At 70.0% G+C, this 18,795-nt stretch carries 18 protein-coding genes; 4 read left to right on the forward strand and 14 right to left on the reverse strand.

Annotated features, from left to right (window positions below):
• Positions 1-351 (reverse strand): GNAT family N-acetyltransferase (locus D0D37_RS28435; RefSeq protein ID WP_162834518.1); only part of this gene is annotated, 351 nt, incomplete at its 3' end.
• A 41-nt stretch (positions 352-392) separates the two neighbouring features.
• Entirely contained in the window at positions 393-1,955 is a 1,563-nt protein-coding gene (locus D0D37_RS28440) for a deoxyguanosinetriphosphate triphosphohydrolase family protein (RefSeq protein ID WP_116203662.1), read from the reverse strand.
• A 38-nt stretch (positions 1,956-1,993) separates the two neighbouring features.
• Between D0D37_RS28440 and D0D37_RS28445 the strand changes: the two genes are divergently transcribed.
• The gene (locus tag D0D37_RS28445) at positions 1,994-3,100 is read left to right on the forward strand and encodes a lycopene cyclase family protein (protein ID WP_116203663.1); all 1,107 of its coding nucleotides are present in this window, start codon (positions 1,994-1,996) and stop codon (positions 3,098-3,100) included.
• A 143-nt stretch (positions 3,101-3,243) separates the two neighbouring features.
• Entirely contained in the window at positions 3,244-4,923 is a 1,680-nt protein-coding gene (locus tag D0D37_RS28450) for a GGDEF domain-containing protein (RefSeq protein WP_116203664.1), read from the forward strand.
• Here the strand turns inward: D0D37_RS28450 and D0D37_RS28455 are convergent.
• Together D0D37_RS28455 and D0D37_RS28460 are read right to left on the reverse strand one after the other, a co-directional pair.
• A complete protein-coding gene (locus D0D37_RS28455; RefSeq protein ID WP_116203690.1) occupies positions 4,907-5,554 on the reverse strand; it encodes a response regulator in 648 nt (215 codons plus the stop codon). The two genes, D0D37_RS28450 and D0D37_RS28455, sit on opposite strands and share 17 nt — an antisense overlap.
• On the reverse strand, positions 5,551-6,750 hold the full coding sequence (locus tag D0D37_RS28460) for a sensor histidine kinase (protein WP_116203665.1): 1,200 nt from the start codon (positions 6,748-6,750) through the stop codon (positions 5,551-5,553). Before D0D37_RS28460 ends, D0D37_RS28455 begins: the two co-directional genes overlap by 4 nt.
• Positions 6,751-6,833: 83 nt before the next feature.
• On the opposite strand from D0D37_RS28460, the gene D0D37_RS28465 reads away from it, so the two are divergent.
• On the forward strand, positions 6,834-7,559 hold the full coding sequence (locus tag D0D37_RS28465; RefSeq protein WP_116203666.1) for a class I SAM-dependent methyltransferase: 726 nt from the start codon (positions 6,834-6,836) through the stop codon (positions 7,557-7,559).
• Positions 7,560-7,701: 142 nt separating this feature from the next.
• Here D0D37_RS28465 and D0D37_RS28470 read toward each other — a convergent pair whose 3' ends face one another.
• The gene (locus D0D37_RS28470) at positions 7,702-8,244 is read right to left on the reverse strand and encodes a snapalysin family zinc-dependent metalloprotease (protein ID WP_116203667.1); all 543 of its coding nucleotides are present in this window, start codon (positions 8,242-8,244) and stop codon (positions 7,702-7,704) included.
• A gap of 171 nt (positions 8,245-8,415) precedes the next feature.
• On the opposite strand from D0D37_RS28470, the gene D0D37_RS28475 reads away from it, so the two are divergent.
• Positions 8,416-10,341 (forward strand): ABC1 kinase family protein, encoded by a 1,926-nt coding sequence (locus D0D37_RS28475; protein ID WP_116203691.1) that lies wholly within the window; start codon positions 8,416-8,418, stop codon positions 10,339-10,341.
• 307 nt (positions 10,342-10,648) lie between these two features.
• Here D0D37_RS28475 and D0D37_RS47520 read toward each other — a convergent pair whose 3' ends face one another.
• The 9 genes from D0D37_RS47520 to D0D37_RS28520 form a co-directional block, all read right to left on the reverse strand.
• Positions 10,649-10,915, reverse strand: a complete 267-nt coding sequence (locus tag D0D37_RS47520) for a S26 family signal peptidase (protein ID WP_208720181.1) — start codon at positions 10,913-10,915, stop codon at positions 10,649-10,651.
• Between the two features lie 427 nt (positions 10,916-11,342).
• A complete protein-coding gene (locus D0D37_RS28485; RefSeq protein ID WP_116203668.1) occupies positions 11,343-11,765 on the reverse strand; it encodes a hypothetical protein in 423 nt (140 codons plus the stop codon).
• Positions 11,766-11,894: 129 nt separating this feature from the next.
• The gene (locus D0D37_RS28490) at positions 11,895-12,293 is read right to left on the reverse strand and encodes a metal-sulfur cluster assembly factor (RefSeq protein WP_116203669.1); all 399 of its coding nucleotides are present in this window, start codon (positions 12,291-12,293) and stop codon (positions 11,895-11,897) included.
• 82 nt (positions 12,294-12,375) lie between these two features.
• Positions 12,376-12,825 (reverse strand): Fe-S cluster assembly sulfur transfer protein SufU, encoded by a 450-nt coding sequence (gene sufU / locus D0D37_RS28495; protein ID WP_037814681.1) that lies wholly within the window; start codon positions 12,823-12,825, stop codon positions 12,376-12,378.
• Positions 12,822-14,138: a cysteine desulfurase gene (locus tag D0D37_RS28500; protein WP_116203670.1), complete on the reverse strand. Its 1,317-nt coding sequence runs from the start codon at positions 14,136-14,138 to the stop codon at positions 12,822-12,824. The genes sufU and D0D37_RS28500 overlap by 4 nt, the downstream gene beginning before the upstream one ends.
• A gap of 51 nt (positions 14,139-14,189) precedes the next feature.
• Positions 14,190-14,960 carry a Fe-S cluster assembly ATPase SufC gene (sufC, locus tag D0D37_RS28505; RefSeq protein WP_116203671.1) on the reverse strand — a complete coding sequence of 257 codons (771 nt, stop codon included), beginning with the start codon at positions 14,958-14,960 and terminating at the stop codon, positions 14,190-14,192.
• A gap of 32 nt (positions 14,961-14,992) precedes the next feature.
• On the reverse strand, positions 14,993-16,180 hold the full coding sequence (sufD, locus tag D0D37_RS28510) for a Fe-S cluster assembly protein SufD (protein WP_116203672.1): 1,188 nt from the start codon (positions 16,178-16,180) through the stop codon (positions 14,993-14,995).
• Positions 16,181-17,629: a Fe-S cluster assembly protein SufB gene (gene sufB, locus D0D37_RS28515; protein WP_116203673.1), complete on the reverse strand. Its 1,449-nt coding sequence runs from the start codon at positions 17,627-17,629 to the stop codon at positions 16,181-16,183.
• Positions 17,626-18,477 carry a helix-turn-helix transcriptional regulator gene (locus D0D37_RS28520; RefSeq protein ID WP_425266977.1) on the reverse strand — a complete coding sequence of 284 codons (852 nt, stop codon included), beginning with the start codon at positions 18,475-18,477 and terminating at the stop codon, positions 17,626-17,628. The genes sufB and D0D37_RS28520 overlap by 4 nt, the downstream gene beginning before the upstream one ends.
• Positions 18,478-18,795: the final 318 nt, after the last annotated feature.

Consider the following 18,795-nt stretch of genomic DNA (forward strand, 5'->3'; position numbering starts at 1 on the left):
GAACTGAATCGCCGCGAACCCCGCCCGCCGCGCCCAAGCGATCAGATCGACAACCAACGCCCGCCCCACCCCGGAGCCGCGCGCGTCCCGGGACACCATCAAACTCCCCGAAGCGACATGACTGCCCGGGCCCGGCCGGTTCGCATACATGTTCGCCGTGCCCAGCACTCGAGCCCCGTCGACCGCGACCACGACCCGTGCGGGGGCGGGAACCAGCCACTGCTGACGAGCGTCCGGTTCGCTCATGGCCGGGTCGTAGGGAAACGTCTGCTGCTCGGTCACCACATCCCGGACGATCGGCCAGATCCCCGGCCAATCGTCGGCGCCAGCTTCCCGGATCGCAAAAGGCATCCGTCTACCGTGCTGACCGGACACCTGTCACCGCAACCTATTTACAGCACAAAGGAATCCGACCAGGGCTGGCTCGACCGTCCCGACAACGCGTCCAGCAGCGTCACCGCCTGCTTGTCCGTCAGCGAAGCCACGAAGTCCACGACCGCCCGGCCCCGGGCCAGGCCGCGCACCGCGTCCGCGCCTTCGATCCGCTCGCCCGTCGCGCCGACGAGCAACTCCGGCGACGTCCGGGCGAGGTCCGAGTATTCGCCGTGCGCCAGTTCCATCAGGTCGTGCAGCCGCCGCGGCAGGCGGGAGGCCTCGTCACGGTCCAGGAGCCAAGCGTCCAGCGCGTCCACCAAGGTCGTGACCAGACTGGCTTGGCCGCGCTGGTGCAGGGCGAGATCGGGGCGCAGCAACACAAACCGCCGGTGGACGAACTTCAGCACCTGCACCTCGTGCCACTGTGCGGGCCGCAGCGAGACGTGTCCGGACCGAGTCGGGGGCGAGGACAGGACGAAAACCCCGTCCACCAAACGCACCATCCAGTTCGCGGAGAAGGCGGCTGTCGCTTGTTCGGCTTCGGTCGAGCCGTCGAAGCCGTCCGCGAGCAGGCCGTCGACGAGTTCGCGTTGGACTCGGGCGACGGCCGCGGCGAAGGCGTCGTCGTCCACGATCCAGCTGTCCTTCAGGTGCATACGGCGGCGCATCCGCTCCAGGGAACGGCCGGGGCGGCGGATTTCCGCGGTCAGCCGGGCATCGTCCAACGAGGCCAGGTCGACGGCGTGCGCCAGCCACTCCCCCAGTTCAGCGGCGACGGGGGCGTGTTGCAGGACGCCGATGCGGTGGAAGTCCTGCAGGTCGTGGATCGCGTACGCGATGTCGTCGGCAGTGTCCATAACGGACGCTTCCACCGTCTGCTGCCACGGCTCGATCCGCCCGGCGAACGGGGCGCGCGCCTGCTCGAAGTCGTCCAGTTCCGTGACATAGGCGGAAAACTTGCTCGCGCCGGTGCCGGGAGCGTCGTCGGGTTCGTCGGCGCCGCGGGGAGGCCGGGGCATTGCGGTCGGATGCGGTTGCGGGTAATGCAGGCGCGCCCACGGGTACTTCAGGACCGCGGCGCGGACCGCGGTCGTCAGGTCCAGCCCGATGGCGGACGGGCCGCGCACGTCCGTCGTGGTGATGATGCGGAAAGACTGCGCGTTGCCCTCGAAACCGTCGGCGAGGCCGAACCGGTGCCGCGCGATCCGGTCCAGGGTCTGCTCGCCGAGGTGGCCGAACGGCGGGTGCCCGAGGTCGTGCGCGAGCGCGGCGGCCTCGCACGCGTCCGGGTCGCAGCCGCCCAGTTTCGCCGCCAGTTCGGCCGACTCGCTCGACCCGGTGATCCGCTCCGCGATCCCGCGCGCGACCTGCGCGACCTTCAGGCTGTGCGTCAGCCGGTTGTGCAGCAGCCCGGCCCCGCCGGCGCTGACCACCTGCGTGACCCCGCCGAGCCGCGCGAAGAACGGCGACGCGGTGATCCGGTCGCGGTCGACGCGGAACGGGCTGGTCGCCAGATCGGTGAACCCGCCTGCCCCGTTCTCCGGGTCCCGGCGCGCTGCCCTCGGATCGGTCTCGTCCATGTGTCCCACCGTATCCGGCCGTCCGGCAGGATTGCGGGATGACCGACGTGCTGGTGGCAGGCGGCGGCCCGGCCGGACGGGCGCTGGCGGCCGCGTGCGCCCGGCGAGGGCTGGAAACGGCCGTGCTCGACCCGGATCCGCACCGAAAGTGGCCGAACACTTACGGACTGTGGGCGGACGAAGTGCCTGAGCTGCCAGACAAAGCCATCGCGGCGGCTCCGGCGACGACACTGGCGTTCGGGACGCGCGAGCACCGGGTCGATCGGGCGTATCGGGTGCTCGACAACGCCGGTCTGCGCGAGTGGCTCGCTGAGCCGCGGGTCGAGGTCATCGCGGGCAAGGTGACCGGCGCGGAACACGGCCCGCACGGTTCGACGGTCCTACTTGCCGACGGTCGACGGCTGGCGGCAGCTGTGTTCGTCGACGCGTCTGGTGCGCCCAAGCTCCGTGGCCCACGCGCCGAGCAGACCGCGTACGGGCTCGTGCTGCCCGCCGATCAGGCCGAGCGACTGGCTCCTGCCGACACCGCGGTGTTCATGGACTGGCGCGACGGCACGGACAGCTTCCGCTACCTGCTGCCCCTCGGGGACGGCTCCGTACTGGTCGAGGAGACGTCGCTGGCCCGCAAGCCCGGCCTCCCGGTGTCCGAACTCGCCCAGCGGCTGCACACCCGGCTCAAAGCGGCCGGAATCCGTCCGGCAGGCCGGGTCGAGCGGGTGCGGATCGTGCTCGACGTCCCGCTGCGGAAGCGCGGTCAGGCGGTGCCGTTCGGGGTCGCGGGCGGGCTCGTGCACCCGGCGACCGGTTACAGCCTCGCGACCGCGCTGCAGCTCGCGCCTCGCGTCGCGGCGGCTCTCGCGGACTCGTTCGACGCAGGTCCAGCGGCAGCGGCCAGCGCGGCCCGGAAGGCATTGTGGCCAGCCGAAGCTCGCGCGGTGCATGCCTTGCGCCGCCACGGACTCCGTGCATTGTGCGGAATGTCACCTGTCCAGTCGGCGCAATTTTTCGACCTGTTCTTCGAACTTCCGGTCCCGGCGCAGCGCACCTTCACGTCGGGCCGCGCCGACCTCCCCGGCACCGCCGCGACCATGGCAAACCTGTTTCGCGCGGCTCCGGCCGGGATCCGGCGGAGGCTGCTCGGCTGACGCGGCGCCGGGAATTTTCCCGTTCCCGATCGAGGGAACGCGAGAGCATTTTGTTAGTCCGATCCGGTGGCCAAAGTGCCACGCCGGTGAACATCAGCTGACAACGGTTTCGCCGCCCCTTCGGCGGTGCCAGTATCGCCTCCGTGACGACGCTGCGAGCGGTCCGATTCGCCTTCCAGCCGATGTACAGCCTGCACACCGGCGGGGTCGTCGCGTACGAAGCGCTGGCCCGGCCGGGCCGGGGCACGGCGCACGAACTGCTCGCCGAGGCCCGTCGCGCGGGCAAGCTCACCGAGGTCGACCTCGGGCTGGCCGCCGCCGCGGTGCGCCAGGAGGCCGAGCGGCCCAGCGCGCTCCCGCTGCACCTCAACGTCTCCGCGCGCACGCTGGCGTCGCCGCTGGAGGCGTTCGACGAGCTGATCGCCGAACTCGGCGCGGCCGGACGGCGCACCCGCGACGTGGTGCTCGAGGTCGGGCCGCCGTTCACGCATCTGCCCACCGGCCGCCTGCTCGACGGCATGCGCGCGCTCACCGAACAGGGTTTCCGGCTCGCGCTCGACGGGCTCGGCCGCGGCGACCTGCCGCTGGCGCTGCTCGCGCAGTCCCCGGTGGACCTGGTGAAGCTCGACCGCAGCGTGCTGCGCGGCCTGCCCGGCGACCCGGCGTCGACGGCGGTTGTCGAGGCGCTGCTGCACTTCACGACGCGCACGAACATCCGGCTGGTGGCGACCGGGATCGAGACCGAGTCCCAGCTCGACGCGGCGCAAAGCCTCGGCGTCCGGATCGCACAGGGCAACCTGCTCGCGCCGCCCGCCCCGCACCGGTCCGCGCCCGCCGCCGGTGCCGTCGTCCCGGAGGACCGCCGCTCGCCCGCGCCGCCGCAGGCCCCGCGCGTCGGCGATTTCCTGCGCCCGGCCACCACCTTGCCGGTAGACGCGACCTGCGACGACGTCCGCGAGGTGCTCGCCGCCGCGGACGCGCCGAGCGGCGTGGTCGGCGTCGACGCGGACAACCGTCCACAGTGGTCAGTCGACCGGACGCGCTTCCTGGTGACCATCACCGGCCCGTACGGCCACGCCCTGCACGCGAAGCGATCCGCGGCAAGGCTTGCGGACAAACCGCACCTGATCGAGGCGGGCGCGAGCGCGCTGGAGTTCCTCGAACTGGTCACCGACGCCGACTGGGGCCGCACCGGAGACGACGTCGTGGTGGTCGACGCGTCCGGGCACTGTCTCGGCGTGGTGCTGGTGACCGAGGTCGTGCGCGGGGTCGCGGAGGCGAAGGTCGAGGAGGCGGTCACGCTCAGCCCGCTCACCCGGCTGCCGGGCAGCGAGGCGGCGGCACGCGACGTCGAACGCCGGATCGCCAGCGGGGAGCAGTTCGTGGCGGCGTGGCTGGACGTCGACGCTTTCAAGTCCGTTAACGACAACGCCGGTTTCGCCGCGGGCGACGACCTGATCCGCGCCTTGGGCGAGACCCTGACCGACCTCGCCGGGCGGCTGCCGCGGATGCGCGTGAGCCACGTCGGCGGCGACGATTTCCTGATCGTGTGCGATGTGGACGAAATCGGCACGGTCGCGGCGGCTTTGCTGGACACTCGTTGGTCCGCTGAGGGCATGCCGGTCACGGTGTCCTTGGCGACGCTCGTCTGCGGCAGCGGGGCCATTCCGTCCTATCGGGACGCTTCCCGACTCCTCGCACCACTAAAAAAACGCGCCAAAGCAGTCCCCGGCTCCAGCTGGGTCCTCAGCCGCCCCGGCAGCGACCGCGTCGAAGTACTCCGGGGCATCGGCCGAGACGTCGCCATCAGCCGGTCGGCCTGACAAACCCGGACTCGTAAGCGCGGATCACCGCCTGCGTCCGATCCCGCGCGCCCAGCTTCGACAGCACATTCCCGACGTGCGTTTTCACCGTCTGCAGCCCCAGATACAGCTCCGCGGCGATCTCCCCATTGGACAGTCCGGCCGCCATCAGCCGCAGCACGTCGCGTTCTCGTTCGGTCAGGAAATCCAGCGGCGCCATGGAAGCCGAGGCCGAACGCCGGGCGGCCATTCCCCGGATCGCCGCCGGGAACAGCAGCGAATCCCCCGCCAGCACCGTCCGGATCCCGGCGACGATCTCCTCCGGACGAGCGCGTTTCAGCAGAAACCCGCTGGCTCCGGCGAGCAATGCGTCGTACACGTAGTCGTCGTTTTCGAAGGTGGTCACCACGATCACCTTCGGCGGTTCGTCCATAGTGGACAGAAGATGCTCGGTCGCGCGAATTCCGTCCACGGCGGGCATCCGCACGTCCATCAGCACGACGTCCGGCCGCAGCTGCGCGACCAGCCCGGGCACCTCGGCTCCGTCGGACGCCTCGCCGACCACGGTCAGGTCCGGTTCGCTGTCCACGATCGCGCGCAGCCCGGCCCGGATCAGCCGTTCGTCGTCCACCAGCAGGACTCGCACACTCACCGGTTCCCCCACGGCACCGTCACCACGACCTCCCAGTTTTCGCCCACCGGTCCCGCCGACAGCTTGCCACCCACCAGTTCCGCCCGCTCCGCCATGCCCCGCAGACCGCGTCCGCCGCGGGCGCGCGACGGGCGGGACGAGCCGAGCGGATTCGCGACCGCGGCGCGCAGCTGCCCGTCCGCGACCGCCAGCGCGACGGTCACCGGCACCTTTCCCGCATACCGCACCGCGTTGGTGAGGCATTCCTGCAGGATCCGGTACACCTCGCGGGAAACCACCGCTGGCACCGCGGCGACGTCGCCCTGCACCTCGAGGCGGCAATCCGCGCCGGACTGCTGCGTCACGGTGATCAGCGCGGGCAGGTTGGCGAGACCCGCGTGCGGCGTCCGGTCGCGCGCTTCGTCGCGGAGCAGGCCGAGCACGTGGTCGAGGTCGTCGAGCGCGGTGCGGGCCGATTCCTCGATCGCGGTGAGCGCCTCCTCGGTGAAGCCGGGATCGGTGTGCAGCGTCCGCCGCGCGGCACCGGCTTGCAGCGTGACCACGGAAAGCGCGTGGCCGACGGAATCGTGGAGTTCGCGCGCGAGCCGGGTGCGTTCGGCGAGCAGATCGGTGCGGCGTTCGAGTTGCGCGATGCGTTCGGCGGCGGACCAGCCGAGCAACCGGGCCGCCGCGCGGCGCAGCAAACCGCCGACTCCCCACACGGCGTAGATCAGCACGACGAAAGCCACCACGAACGCCGCGGGCAGCCACGCCGAAGCCCAGCCGCGCGGAACCGTCAGGTGGACCTCCGGCGTGTCGACAAGCCGACCGGTGAAGACCGCGTTGATCGCGAACCCGAATCCGGCCGGCAGCGCGAGCGTCGCGAACCCGGTGCCGAAGCCCGCTGCGACGTGCAGCACGAACATCACCGCGCACCGCAGCCGTCCGCGTCCCGGCGCGGGCTGGGCGAGCAGTTCCCGCACCGCCGCCGCCTCCAGCACTCGCACGGCGGGCAGGAACGCGGTCGCGGCCAGCACGGCGAGCGTCACGACGAATCCGACGAGGCTCGCCCATCCCACCGTCGTGGTGAACGGCATCAGCGCCGGCATCGCGATCATCGCGAGGAGCAGGTACGGCACGCTGAGCGCGGCACCGAGGATCAGGTACACCCACCGGCGATAGGTGACCCCGCTGACCAGCGGACGGAAGAAGCGCACCCGGCAATCCTGACAGGCGGCTCCGGCGGGCACCTCCCTCCGGGGCGGGACCCTGGCGCCGATTTTCTGGCACTGTGGGTCGCATGCCTCCAGCAGAGAGCGCCGCCGCCAACGATTACGACCTGATGGCCGACACCTACACCAGATGGTCGGACACCGAGATCCAGAACGCCTACTACGAGCGGCCCGGCGTGCTGGCGCTGGCCGGAGACGTGGCCGGGCGGCGGATTCTCGACGCGGGCTGCGGCGCCGGACCGCTGACTGTCTCGCTGCGCGAACGCGGTGCCGAGGTGTCCGGATTCGACCTCAGCAGCGGCATGCTCGAGATCGCCCGCCAGCGGCTCGGCCCCGACGCGGACCTGCGCATCGCCAACGTCGCCGAGCCGCTCCCCTACGCGGACAACGCTTTCGACGACGTCGTCGCCTCGCTCGTGTTGCACTACCTGGAGGACTGGGGCCCGACGCTCGGCGAGTTCCACCGCATCCTCAAGCCCGGCGGACGGCTGATCGTGGTGGTCGACCATCCGTACGCGATCCACATGCTGCAGCGGCAGGCTGGGCAGAAGACTGATTACTCGGCGACTTACGAGTGGACCGAGACCTGGGACATCGACGGCCGCAAGGTCCCGATGAGTTTCTGGAACCGTCCGCTGCACGCGATGACCGACGCGTTCACCGCGGCCGGGTTCCGGATTTCGGTGCTCAGCGAGCCGAAACCGGTGCCAGAGGCGGAGGAGCTGTTCCCGGAGGACTACCGGATGCTGTGCGTCAGCCCGAGTTGCCTCTTCTTCGTACTGCAGGCGGAGTAGGGACGTCGTGAGTGCTGCTGCCGGTTAGAACCGGCAGCAGCACTCACGAGGTCCGGCGAGGGCTGGCCGGCGCGGGCGTGAGGGCGCTGGGGTGTCGTGAGTGTTTATCCCGGTTCTAACCGGCGCCAGCACTCACGAGTCCTCAGTAGACAGTCGTGGTGACTCGCGTTCCGGCGGCCCGGACCCCGTTGGCCCACAACTGCTGCACCTTCGCCGATTCCTGCGCGTCCGGCTTCGCGTTGGTGCAGGAAGTGCCCGGCCCGTGGCCCGACATCAGCTCGGTGCACGGACCCGAATAGTGGTCCGGCAGGCCGAGGTTGTGGCCGAGTTCGTGCGCGGCGATGCGGGTCGGGTCGTAGCCCTCGGCGACCTGGCTCGTGTCCAGGTAGACGTCGCCGTTGCCGTGCCCGTCGGTCTGCGTGTACGAACCGCCGCTGTTGACCTCGTGGATCACGACCGTCGCCTTGCCCTCGTCCTTCACCAGCTGCACGTCGCTGACCGCGGCGTTCCAGTTGGCCGCGCCCTGGTCGATCTGCGCGACGTAGTCCGGCGCGCCGGCCGAGCTGTAGTAGACGGTGGTCGCCGCGGCGGCGGACGCGGCGGGTGCGGTCGCCAGGCCGAAGCCCAGCGGAGCGGCGGTCGCCACGGCCAGTGCGGCGATCCGCCGGAACCCTCGTGCGTGCATCGTGTCCTCCGTACCTCATCGAGAAAGCAAGCAACCCTTGTCCGCTCGACGACGTTAGAAGTTCACCACCGGCTCGGCCACGTCCGAAAGTAGGACGCTCCCCCGCGAGAGGGAGGTCCGTCCCGCCCCGGCTGGATCCGCGCGCGCCGCCGCACTGGTGTGCTCGTCGGCATGCAAACGCTGCTGCTCGGCCTGCTGGCCTACGTCGTCGTGCTGTGGCCGCTCGTCGCCGCGGCCCGCAAAGTGCTCGGGGTGCGCGTCGGTCTTGTCCGGGCGCTCGGTGCGGCGCTGGCGGGCTGGCTCGTCGCGGGCACCGTCGTCCGGCTGTTCCCGATCGCCGTGCTGACCAACGCCGGGGTCGCGATCGGACTGCTGATCCCGCTGGCGGGCAGCGCGCTCGTGGTGACGCTGCTGGTCCTTTTTGTCGCTGAACTCGCGATTCCGTCCGGCGGGCCGGGTTTGTTCGCCCGGATGCGGTCGCTGCGATCCCGCGCGGCCCGCACCCGTCGTTACTCGCGGATCATGCGCATCGCGATCCGGCACGGTCTCGGCTCGTTCCTCACCGGTCGCCGTACGGCAGGTCCCGACGGCTCGGCGAAGCTAGCGAGGTCACTGCGACTGGCGCTCGAAGAAGCGGGCGTGACGTTCGTGAAGCTCGGCCAGTTGCTCTCTACTCGCTCGGATCTCCTTCCGCCGGTGTACATCCGCGAACTCAGCCGGCTGCACGACCAGGTGCCGCCCGCGCCCGAGGACGAGGTGCGCGCTTTGCTGCGCGAGGAAATCGACCTCACCGCCTTCGCCCACATCGACGACAAACCCCTTGCCGCAGCGTCGATCGCGCAGGTTTATGGCGCTCGGCTGCGGTCCGGCACCGAGGTGGTCGTGAAGGTGCAGCGGCCTGACATCCGCGAGCAGGTGGAACGCGACATCGACATCGTCCGCCGCCTCGCCGCCGTGCTGTACGAACGAGCCGACTGGGCACGTTCGCTCGGCGTGCTGGAACTGGCCGACGGTTTCGCCGAATCCCTTGAGGACGAACTCGATTTCCGCACCGAAGCCGCGAACATCGAAGCCATTGCCGCACACCCGATCCCTGGCGTCACGTTGCCGACTGTCCACAAAGCACTGTCCACAGAGCGCGTTCTGGTGATGCGACGGCTCGAAGGCAAGCCGCTTTCCGCCAGCTCCGGTCCCGTCGGCACCCGCGAAAAACTCGCCCGCACCTTCCTGCGCGGCCTGCTCGACCAGGTCCTGCTCGGCGGGGTGTTCCACGCGGATCCCCACCCTGGCAACGTTTTGCTGCTCGAAGACGGCACCCTCGGCCTGCTCGACTTCGGCTCCGTCGGCCGTCTCGACACCGGTCTGCAAGCCCTGCTGCCCGCCATCGACCGCGGCGACCCGGCCGGTGTCCGCGACGGGCTGCTGGAAATCGTCAACCGCCCGGACGATCTCGACGAACAACGCCTGGAACGTGCCCTCGGAGCCCTGCTCGCCCGGCACTTCGGACCGGGCCGGACGCCCGGACTCGACCTGTTCACCGGCCTGTTCCGCGTCATCGCCGACTTCCGCCTGGCCGTCCCGCCGCCGATCGCCGCGGTGTTCCGAGCGCTGGCGACCATGGAGGGCACGCTCGCGACGCTGGCCCCGGACTTCGACCTGGTCGCCGAATCCCGCGCGTTCGCCACCGAACGCATCGGCCTGCGCCCGGAAACCCTGCGCCGCACCGTAATCGACGAATTCGCCGCTCTGCTGCCGGTGTTGCGCCGCCTGCCCCGTCGCGTCGACCGGATCGGGGCGGCACTGGAAGAGGGCAGACTGTCGGTGAACATGCGGCTGTTCTCCGACGAACGCGACCGCGACCTGGTGACCGGCCTGGTGCACGAGGTGCTGCTGGCGCTGGTCGGCATCGCGACCGGACTCATGGCCGTGCTGCTGCTGGCCAGTTCCAGCGGTCCGCAGCTGGTGCCCGGGCTGACGCTGAACCACGTGTTCGGCTACAACCTGCTGATGATCAGCGCGCTGGCAGGACTGCGGCTGCTTTTCGTCGTCTTCCGGCGCTCTGGACGGCGCTCACGAGCAGACCGACGGACCCGATGAGGAACATCCCCGCTGCGCCGCCGCGGACACCGCGCCCTACGACACTTTCGCCTACTCGCGGACCGCGTAAGGCTCGCCGTTCACCAGACAGTCGCTACCCGGCGGGGAGCCACCCCGCTCCGGCGGTCTCCCGGCGCCGTTTCCTGCTCCGGCGCACTCCCGTCACCACCACGCCCAGGAACCCGACGAGGAAGGCCCCAGCTCCCGCTCCGACGAGCACCCGCCCCAGAAACGGCCCTTGATCAACCTCCGGCGCACCCGGCAACCCTGCGGCGGTGAACGCCGTCGTCGGGGGCAACGTGCGCACTCACCAGGGGCTCGCCCCGGTGGCGACGACCACCCCGTACACGTTGGACCCCGGCACCGAGCCGTTCATCCCGCTGACCTCTTCTTGCCGCGAGTCCCAGCCGAGGTCGCGGCGGTCCTCGGCGAGGAAGACCGCGTCCTTCTCGACGACCACGGGGAACAGGGGTCCGTCGCCGCTCGCGTAGGACTCGTCGACGGATTTGCCGTTCACCACGATCCGGCGCTTCTCGTCGCAGCAGCGCACGTCGTCGCCGCCCACGCCGATCACGCGGCCCAGCAGGACGAACGCCCGGTCGCTCTGTTGCGCGGGGCATGCGCGCCAGCACCACGTCGCCGCGGTGGTAGACCTGCCCGTCCCGCTTGCCGAACACGATCGTCGTCCCGGCGGGCACGGCGGGAGCCATCACGTTGTCCGGCACCTTCGTCGAGCGGTAGCCGAACACATCGTCACCAGCCCGTACCCGCAGCCGGCGACCCCGGCCAGCGCGAGCACGACGAACAGCGCCCGCACCGCCGAAAACCGGCGCGGGGCGCGGGAACCGGCGGCGGGGTCGGAAAACCGTCGATCACCTCGCGAAGATCGGCGAGCATCGCGGACCCGTTACGCGGTCCGGCATCGTCCGGGCGGATTGTGCCGATCTGTCCATCATGGACACTCGCGATCATCCGTCGCCATATAGGACGTTATACAGACATCATCGGCCCAGGGTCGCGTGGCCGGGCCGGACATCGAACTGGCCCGTCGAGAACCCGGGATTCGAGGTGAACGCGACCGTTCCGGCCAGCGCCACCACGAAGGCCAGCCCACCGAGCAGCGCGCCCAGCCGGGCGAGGTCGGTGCCGTACCGGCGCGCTCCCCCGAGCAGCCCGAAGACCACCGCCAGCACCGAGGCCAGCAACGCCAGGAACCACAGCGCGCCGAGCACCAGGACGAACACCTCGGCCACGATCGGGTAGCTGCCGCCCATGAGCAGCCTCGGCCGCACGAGCAGCCAAGCCAGCCAGGTCGCCACGCCGAGCGCGAAACTCACCGCGGCCACGGACACCGCCGCGACAGCAAGGCCGCGGCCGGGTCTGTCCCCCGGAGAGGACACGGATTCGGAGTCAGGTTCGGTCATTGACCAGTGATAGCACCCAACCCCGACAGAATCCGGCGTTCCGCCCGCCTGCGCCCGAACGCACCACTCCCGGATACGCCGAAAGCCGCCCCCGGCGAACCGGGAGCGGCTTTCGCGAAGCAGCGAACCTCAGACAGTGAACCCGAGCGCCCGCAGCTGCTCGCGGCCGTCGTCGGTGATCTTCTCCGGGCCCCACGGCGGCATCCAGACCCAGTTGATCCGGAAGTCGTCCACGAGGCCGCCGGACGTCAGCGCCGCCGACGTCTGGTCCTCGATCACGTCGGTCAGCGGGCACGCCGCGGACGTGAGCGTCATGTCGATCGTCGCGGTGTTGTCCGTCTCGACCCGGATGTCGTAGACCAGGCCGAGGTCCACGACGTTGATGCCGAGTTCGGGGTCGACGACGTCGCGCATCGCTTCCTCGACGTCCTCGATCTTGGCGACGTCGGCGGGGACGGCGGCGGTCTGCTCGGGCAGGTCCGCGGCGGTGCGCCCCTCGCGCGTGTCAGTAGCCGTCTCTTCGCTCATGCCGTCGCCTCCTTGAGGAGTTTCACGCTCGTTGCCCGGGAGGCGACGGCATGAATAACCATGATTCGCTTGCAAGCTGCGCTCATGCCTTCTCAGCTCCTGTGGTGGTGCTGGACACCGCGTCCTTGAACGCCATCCAGCCGAGCAGGGCGCACTTCACGCGCGCCGGGTACTTCGCGACGCCGGCGAACGCGACGCCGTCCTCCAGTACGTCCTCGTCCGGTTCGACCTTGCCCTTGCCCTGCATCAGTTCCACGAAGGCGTCCATGGTCGTGAACGCCTCGTCGACCGTGTGCCCGACGACCAGGTCGGTCAGCACCGACGCGGACGCCTGGCTGATCGAGCAGCCCTGCCCGTCGTAGGACACGTCCTCGACTTTGCCGTCGCTGACCTTCACCCGCAAGGTGATCTCGTCGCCGCAGGTCGGGTTGACCTGGAACGACTCGGCGTCGAACGGATCGCGCAGGCCGCGCCCGTGCGGGTTCTTGTAGTGGTCCAGGATGATCTCCTGGTACATGCTCTCCAGGTTCACTTCTCGGCCCCGTCCTGGGCCACCCCGAAGAACTTCTGCGCCTCGCGGATCCCGGCGACCAGAGCGTCCACTTCGGACAGCGTGTTGTACAGGTAGAAGCTCGCCCGCACGGTCGCGGGCACCGAACAGGCCCGGTGCAGCGGCCACGCGCAGTGATGTCCCACCCGGACCGCGATGCCGAGGCTGTCGAGCACCTGGCCCGCGTCGTGCGGGTGCACTCCGTCGATGACGAACGCGACAGTCGCGCCGCGGTCCTCCAGGTCGGTCGGCCCGACGATGCGCACGCCCGGGATCGCGCTGATGCCCGCGATGGCGGCGGCGGCCAGCTCGTGCTCGTGCGCGGCGACGCGGTCCATCCCGATGGCCGAGAGATAGTCCACCGCCGCGCCGAGGCCGATCGCCTGCGACGTCATCGGCACCCCGGCCTCGAACCGCTGCGGCGGCGCGGCGAACGTGGTGCGCTCCATCGTGACCAGCTCGATCATCGAGCCGCCGGTCAGGAACGGCGGCATCGCTTCGAGCAGTTCGGTCCGGCCGTACAGCACGCCGATCCCGGACGGGGCCAGCATCTTGTGCCCGGAGAACACCGCGAAGTCGACGCCCAGCGCGTGGAAGTCCACCGGGAAGTGTGGCACCGACTGGCAGGCGTCCAGCACGGTCAGCGCGCCGACCGCTTTCGCCTTGGCCACCAGCTTGTCCACCGGGTTGACCGTGCCGAGCACATTGGACTGGTGCGCGAACGCGACCACCTTCGTGCGCGGCGTGATCAGCTCGTCCACATTGGACAGGTCAAGCCTGCCGTCGGCGGTGACCTTGAACCACTTCAGCGTCGCCCCGGTGCGCTGGCACAACTGCTGCCACGGCACCAGGTTCGCGTGGTGCTCCATCTCGGTGATGACGATTTCGTCGCCCTCGCCGATCCGAAAGCGTTCGGCTTCCGGGCCGGCGGTGGCGGCGTTGCTCATCGCGTACGCCACGAGGTTGATGCCCTCGGTCGCGTTCTTGGCGAACACCAGCTCTTCCGGGTCCGCGCCGACGAATTCCGCGGTCTTGGCGCGCGCGGATTCGTAGGCGTCGGTGGCCTCTTCGGACAGCTGGTGGGCGCCGCGGTGCACGGCCGAGTTCGACGTGAACACGTACCGCCGTTCCGCGTCGAGCACCTGCACCGGCCGTTGCGAGGTCGCTCCGGAGTCCAGGTACACCAAGGGTTTCCCGTCGCGCACGGTGCGCGTCAGGATCGGGAAGTCGGCACGCAGTGCCGCCACGTCAAGGGGAACAGAGTTGGTCGGGCTGTTCGAAGCCGTGGTGGTCATCGAGCCAACTCCTCTCTCTCGGTGTCGTCGGGAACGGGGCGCGGGAAAACGTCAGGCCTTGGCGGGCTCGGGAGAGCCGACGTACTTGACGTAGCCGTTCTCCTCCAGCTCGTCGGCCAGTTCGCGGCCGCCGGACTCGACGATGCGGCCGTCGGCGAAGACGTGCACGAAGTCCGGGGTAATGTGCCGCAGGATGCGGGTGTAGTGCGTGATCAGCATGACGCCGACCTCGTTGCCCGCCTTGTACTCGTTGACTCCCTCGGACACGACGCGCAGCGCGTCGACGTCCAGGCCGGAGTCGGTCTCGTCGAGGATCGCGAACTTCGGCTTGAGCAGCGCCAGCTGCAGGATCTCGTGGCGCTTCTTCTCGCCGCCGGAGAAGCCCTCGTTCACCGAGCGCTCGGCGAATTCCTGGGAGATGCCGAGCTTGCCCATCTCCTCCTTGACCTCCTTGACCCAGTGGCGAAGCTTGGGGGCCTCGCCGCGGACCGAGGTGGCCGCGGTGCGCAGGAAGTTCGACATCGAGACGCCGGGGACCTCGACCGGGTACTGCATGGCGAGGAAGAGGCCGGCGCGGGCGCGCTCGTCCACGCTCATCTCGAGCACGTTCTCGCCGTCCAGCAGCACCTCGCCGGAGGTCACCGTGTACTTCGGGTGGCCGGCGATCGCGTAGGACAGGGTGGACTTGCCGGAGCCGTTCGGGCCCATGATCGCGTGCGTCTCGCCGGACCGGATGGTCAGGTTGACGCCCTTGAGGATCTCCTTGGCGCCCTCGTCGGTGGTGACCGAGGCGTGCAGGTCCTTGATTTCCAGGGTAGCCATTCTTCGTTTCCTAAAGTCTGCGGTGGAGGGCGTCAGGCGCCGACGGCTTCGAGTTCGGCCTCGATCGCGGCTTCGAGGCGCTCGCGCACCTCGGGGACGTCGATCTTCACCAGGATTTCGTGGAAGAACCCGCGCACGACCAGGCGGCGGGCGGCTTCTTCGGCGATTCCGCGCGACTGCAGGTAGAACAACTGCTCGTCGTCGAACCTTCCCGTCGCGCTCGCGTGGCCGGCGCCTTCGATCTCGCCGGTCTCGATCTCCAGGTTCGGCACCGAGTCCGCGCGCGCCCCGGGCGTGAGCACCAGGTTGCGGTTGAACTCGTAGGTGTCGGTGGACTCGGCCGCGGCCCGGATCAGCACGTCGCCGATCCACACCGCGTGCGCGCCGTCGCCCTGCAGCGCGCCCTTGTAGCCGACCCGCGACTTGCAGTTGGGCACCGCGTGGTCGACGAAGAGGCGGTGCTCCTGGTGCTGGCCGCCGTCGGCGAAGTAGACGCCGAGCATGTCGACGTCGCCGCCCTTGTCGGTGAACGTCGCGGTCGGCGAGACGCGGACCAGGTCGCCGCCCAGCGTGATCACCGTGTGCCGCAGCGCGGAGTCGCGGCCCAGCTTGAGGTGCTGCTCGGAGACGTGCACCGCGTCGTCGGCCCAGTCCTGGACGCTGACCACGGTGACCTTGGCGCCGTCGCCGATGACGAACTCGACGTTGTCGGCGTAGGTGCCGGAGCCGACGTGGTCGAGCACGATCACGGCTTCGGCGAACGCCTCGGCGCGGACCTGCAGGTGCCCGTAGGCGACCTGGCCCTCGCCCGGGCCGTGGACGCGCAGCACCGACGGCTTGGACGCCTTCGTCTCCTTGGGCACCGTCACGACGGTGGCCTTGGCGAAGGACGAGTAGGCCTGTGCGGCGATCCGGTCGCTCGGCACGCCCGCCTGGCCCAGCCTCGAGTCGTCGCGGCCGACAGTCTCGATCTTCAGCTCGGGGGCCGCGTCGGCTTCCAGCGTGATCTCGCCGGTCGCGACCGCGGACCCGTCGTGCAGGCCGCGCAGGCGCTTCATCGGAGTGAAGCGCCAGTTTTCCTCACGCCCGCCCGGGACCTCGAAGGCCTCGACGTCGTAGGAAGTGAACCGCTCCGCGCGGGAGGCCGCCGGAATGACGGCCCCCTCGCGGAGGGCTTCCGAAACATTGCTGTCCGAGGCCACGGACTGTGTTGACTCCATTTAGCCGACGGACCCTTCCATCTGCAGCTCGATCAGGCGGTTCAGCTCGAGCGCGTACTCCATCGGCAGTTCGCGCGCGATGGGCTCGACGAACCCGCGCACGATCATCGCCATCGCCTCGGCCTCGTCGAGGCCGCGCGACATCAGGTAGAACAGCTGCTCTTCGCTGACCTTGGACACGGTGGCCTCGTGGCCCATCGACACCTCGTCGTTGCGGATGTCCACGTACGGGTACGTGTCCGACCGCGAGATGGTGTCCACCAGCAGGGCGTCGCAGACCACGCTGGAGCGCGAGTGGTGCGCCCGCTTCGCGACCTTGACCAGGCCGCGGTAGGAGGTCCGGCCGCCGCCGCGCGCGACCGACTTCGACACGATGGTCGAGGACGTGTGCGGCGCGAGGTGCTCCATCTTGGCCCCGGCGTCCTGGTGCTGGCCCTCGCCCGCGAACGCGACCGAGAGGACCTCGCCCTTGGCGTGCTCGCCCATGAGGAAGACCGACGGGTACTTCATGGTCACCTTGGAGCCGATGTTGCCGTCGACCCACTCCATGGTCGCGCCCTCTTCGCACTTGGCGCGCTTGGTGACCAGGTTGTAGACGTTGTTCGACCAGTTCTGGATCGTCGTGTAGCGGCAGCGGGCGCCCTTCTTCACGATGATCTCGACGACCGCGGAGTGCAGCGAGTCCGACTGGTAGATCGGCGCGGTGCAGCCCTCGACGTAGTGGACGTAGGCGTCCTCGTCGACGATGATCAGCGTCCGCTCGAACTGGCCCATGTTCTCGGTGTTGATCCGGAAGTAGGCCTGCAGCGGGATCTCGACGTGCACGCCCTTCGGCACGTAGATGAACGAGCCGCCGGACCACACCGCCGTGTTCAGCGCGGAGAACTTGTTGTCGCCCGCCGGGATCACGGAGCCGAAGTACTCCTGGAAGATCTCCGGGTGCTCGCGGAGCGCGCTGTCGGTGTCCAGGAACAGGACGCCCTGCTCCTCCAGGTCCTCGCGGATCTGGTGGTAGACGACCTCGGACTCGTACTGCGCGGCGACGCCGGCCACGAGGCGCTGCTTCTCCGCCTCGGGGATGCCCAGCTTGTCGTAGGTGTTCTTGATGTCCTCGGGCAGGTCTTCCCAGCTGGTCGCCTGCTTCTCGGTGGACCGCACGAAGTACTTGATGTTGTCGAAGTCGATCCCCGAGAGGTCGGCGCCCCAGTTGGGCATCGGCTTGAGGTCGAACAGCTTGAGCGCCTTCAATCGGGCGTCGCGCATCCACTCGGGCTCGGACTTCTTGCCGGAGATGTCGAGGACGACGTCCTCGCTCAGGCCGCGGCGGGCGCTGGAGCCAGCCTCGTCGGAGTCCGCCCAGCCGAAGGCGTAGTTGCCAAGGGACGCGATGGTCTCTTCCTGGCTCAACGGCTCGGTGGTGGGAGTGCGCTGCTCGGCAGCGGCAGTCATGCGGGTTTCCCTCCATTCGGGATCCGTGGTGCGTGCCCCTCGGGCGGCGCGGCCGCTTCTCGGGGCGTCGTGCGGTCCGGCTCGGGATGGGCCGGGATACCCGCCGGTCCGGCGGGTACGTGTGTGGTGCACGCGTTGTCTCCGCGCGCGATGGTCGCCAGCCGCTGGACGTGGGTGCCCAGCAGCTTCGCGAACGCTTCCGTCTCCGCCTCGCACAGCTGCGGGAATTCCGCGGCTACGTGCGCGACCGGGCAGTGGTGCTGGCACAGCTGCGCGCCGACGTTCGAGGCTTGGGCTCCCGCGCCGATCTGGCGGGTCGAGGCAGCGTAGCCCTCCCTGCTCAGCGCGGTGGCGAGGGCCTCGGCGCGCTCGACCGGATCAGCCGATCCGGTGATCGCCTGCCGATGCGGCCCGACGAGCCCTTCGACGCGGCGCTCGGCGAACGCGCGCACCGCGTCCGGGCCGGCGTGCTCGGCGAGGAAGCGGATGGCCGAGGACGCGAGGTCGTCGTAGGCGTGCCCGAACCGGGCGCGGCCCGCTTCGGTGAGCAGGAACAGCTTGGCCGGGCGGCCGCGTCCGCGCGGGCCCCTGCGCGGGGCGTCGCTGGTCTCGGCCTCGCCGTCGGCCTGCAGCGCGTCGAGGTGCCTGCGGATGGCCGTCGGGCTGATGCCGAGCTGCTCCGCGACCACCACAGCGGTCATCGGGCCCTGCTCCAGCAGCAGCCGGGCGACCTCGTGCCGGGTGCGCCCCTCGGCCACGTTCACCGCGCTGACCTGCACGGGAACGCCGACGGCCGCGGTGCGCGGCTGGTCGCCGCGCCCCTCGCCGGTGGTCCCGTTCTTTTTCACAACACAAGTGTGTCTTATTTCCGGCCGACGGGCAAAGGCGGGGTGTCGACCAGTGACCCGACTCACCCCGGACGCGCCTCGCCGCGGCGCCGCCCGGCCCCACGTCCGTGAGGGGAACCCTGAGGGACTCTGAGTCCCTCAGGGTTCCCCTCACGGACGACCAACTCCCCCGTCGGCCGAGACCGCGGGGCCGGGCCGCCTCGAGCCCTGGGCATGGGGACTCGGATTCTCGCAAGGGCCTTCACGGACCGACGGGAGCAATCCCGGCGCCGAGGACCGAGCGGCTCGATACGCCGCGCGGACCGGAGTCGATACGCT

It is taken from the genome of Amycolatopsis circi (assembly GCF_003385235.1).
Classification (GTDB): domain Bacteria; phylum Actinomycetota; class Actinomycetes; order Mycobacteriales; family Pseudonocardiaceae; genus Amycolatopsis; species Amycolatopsis circi.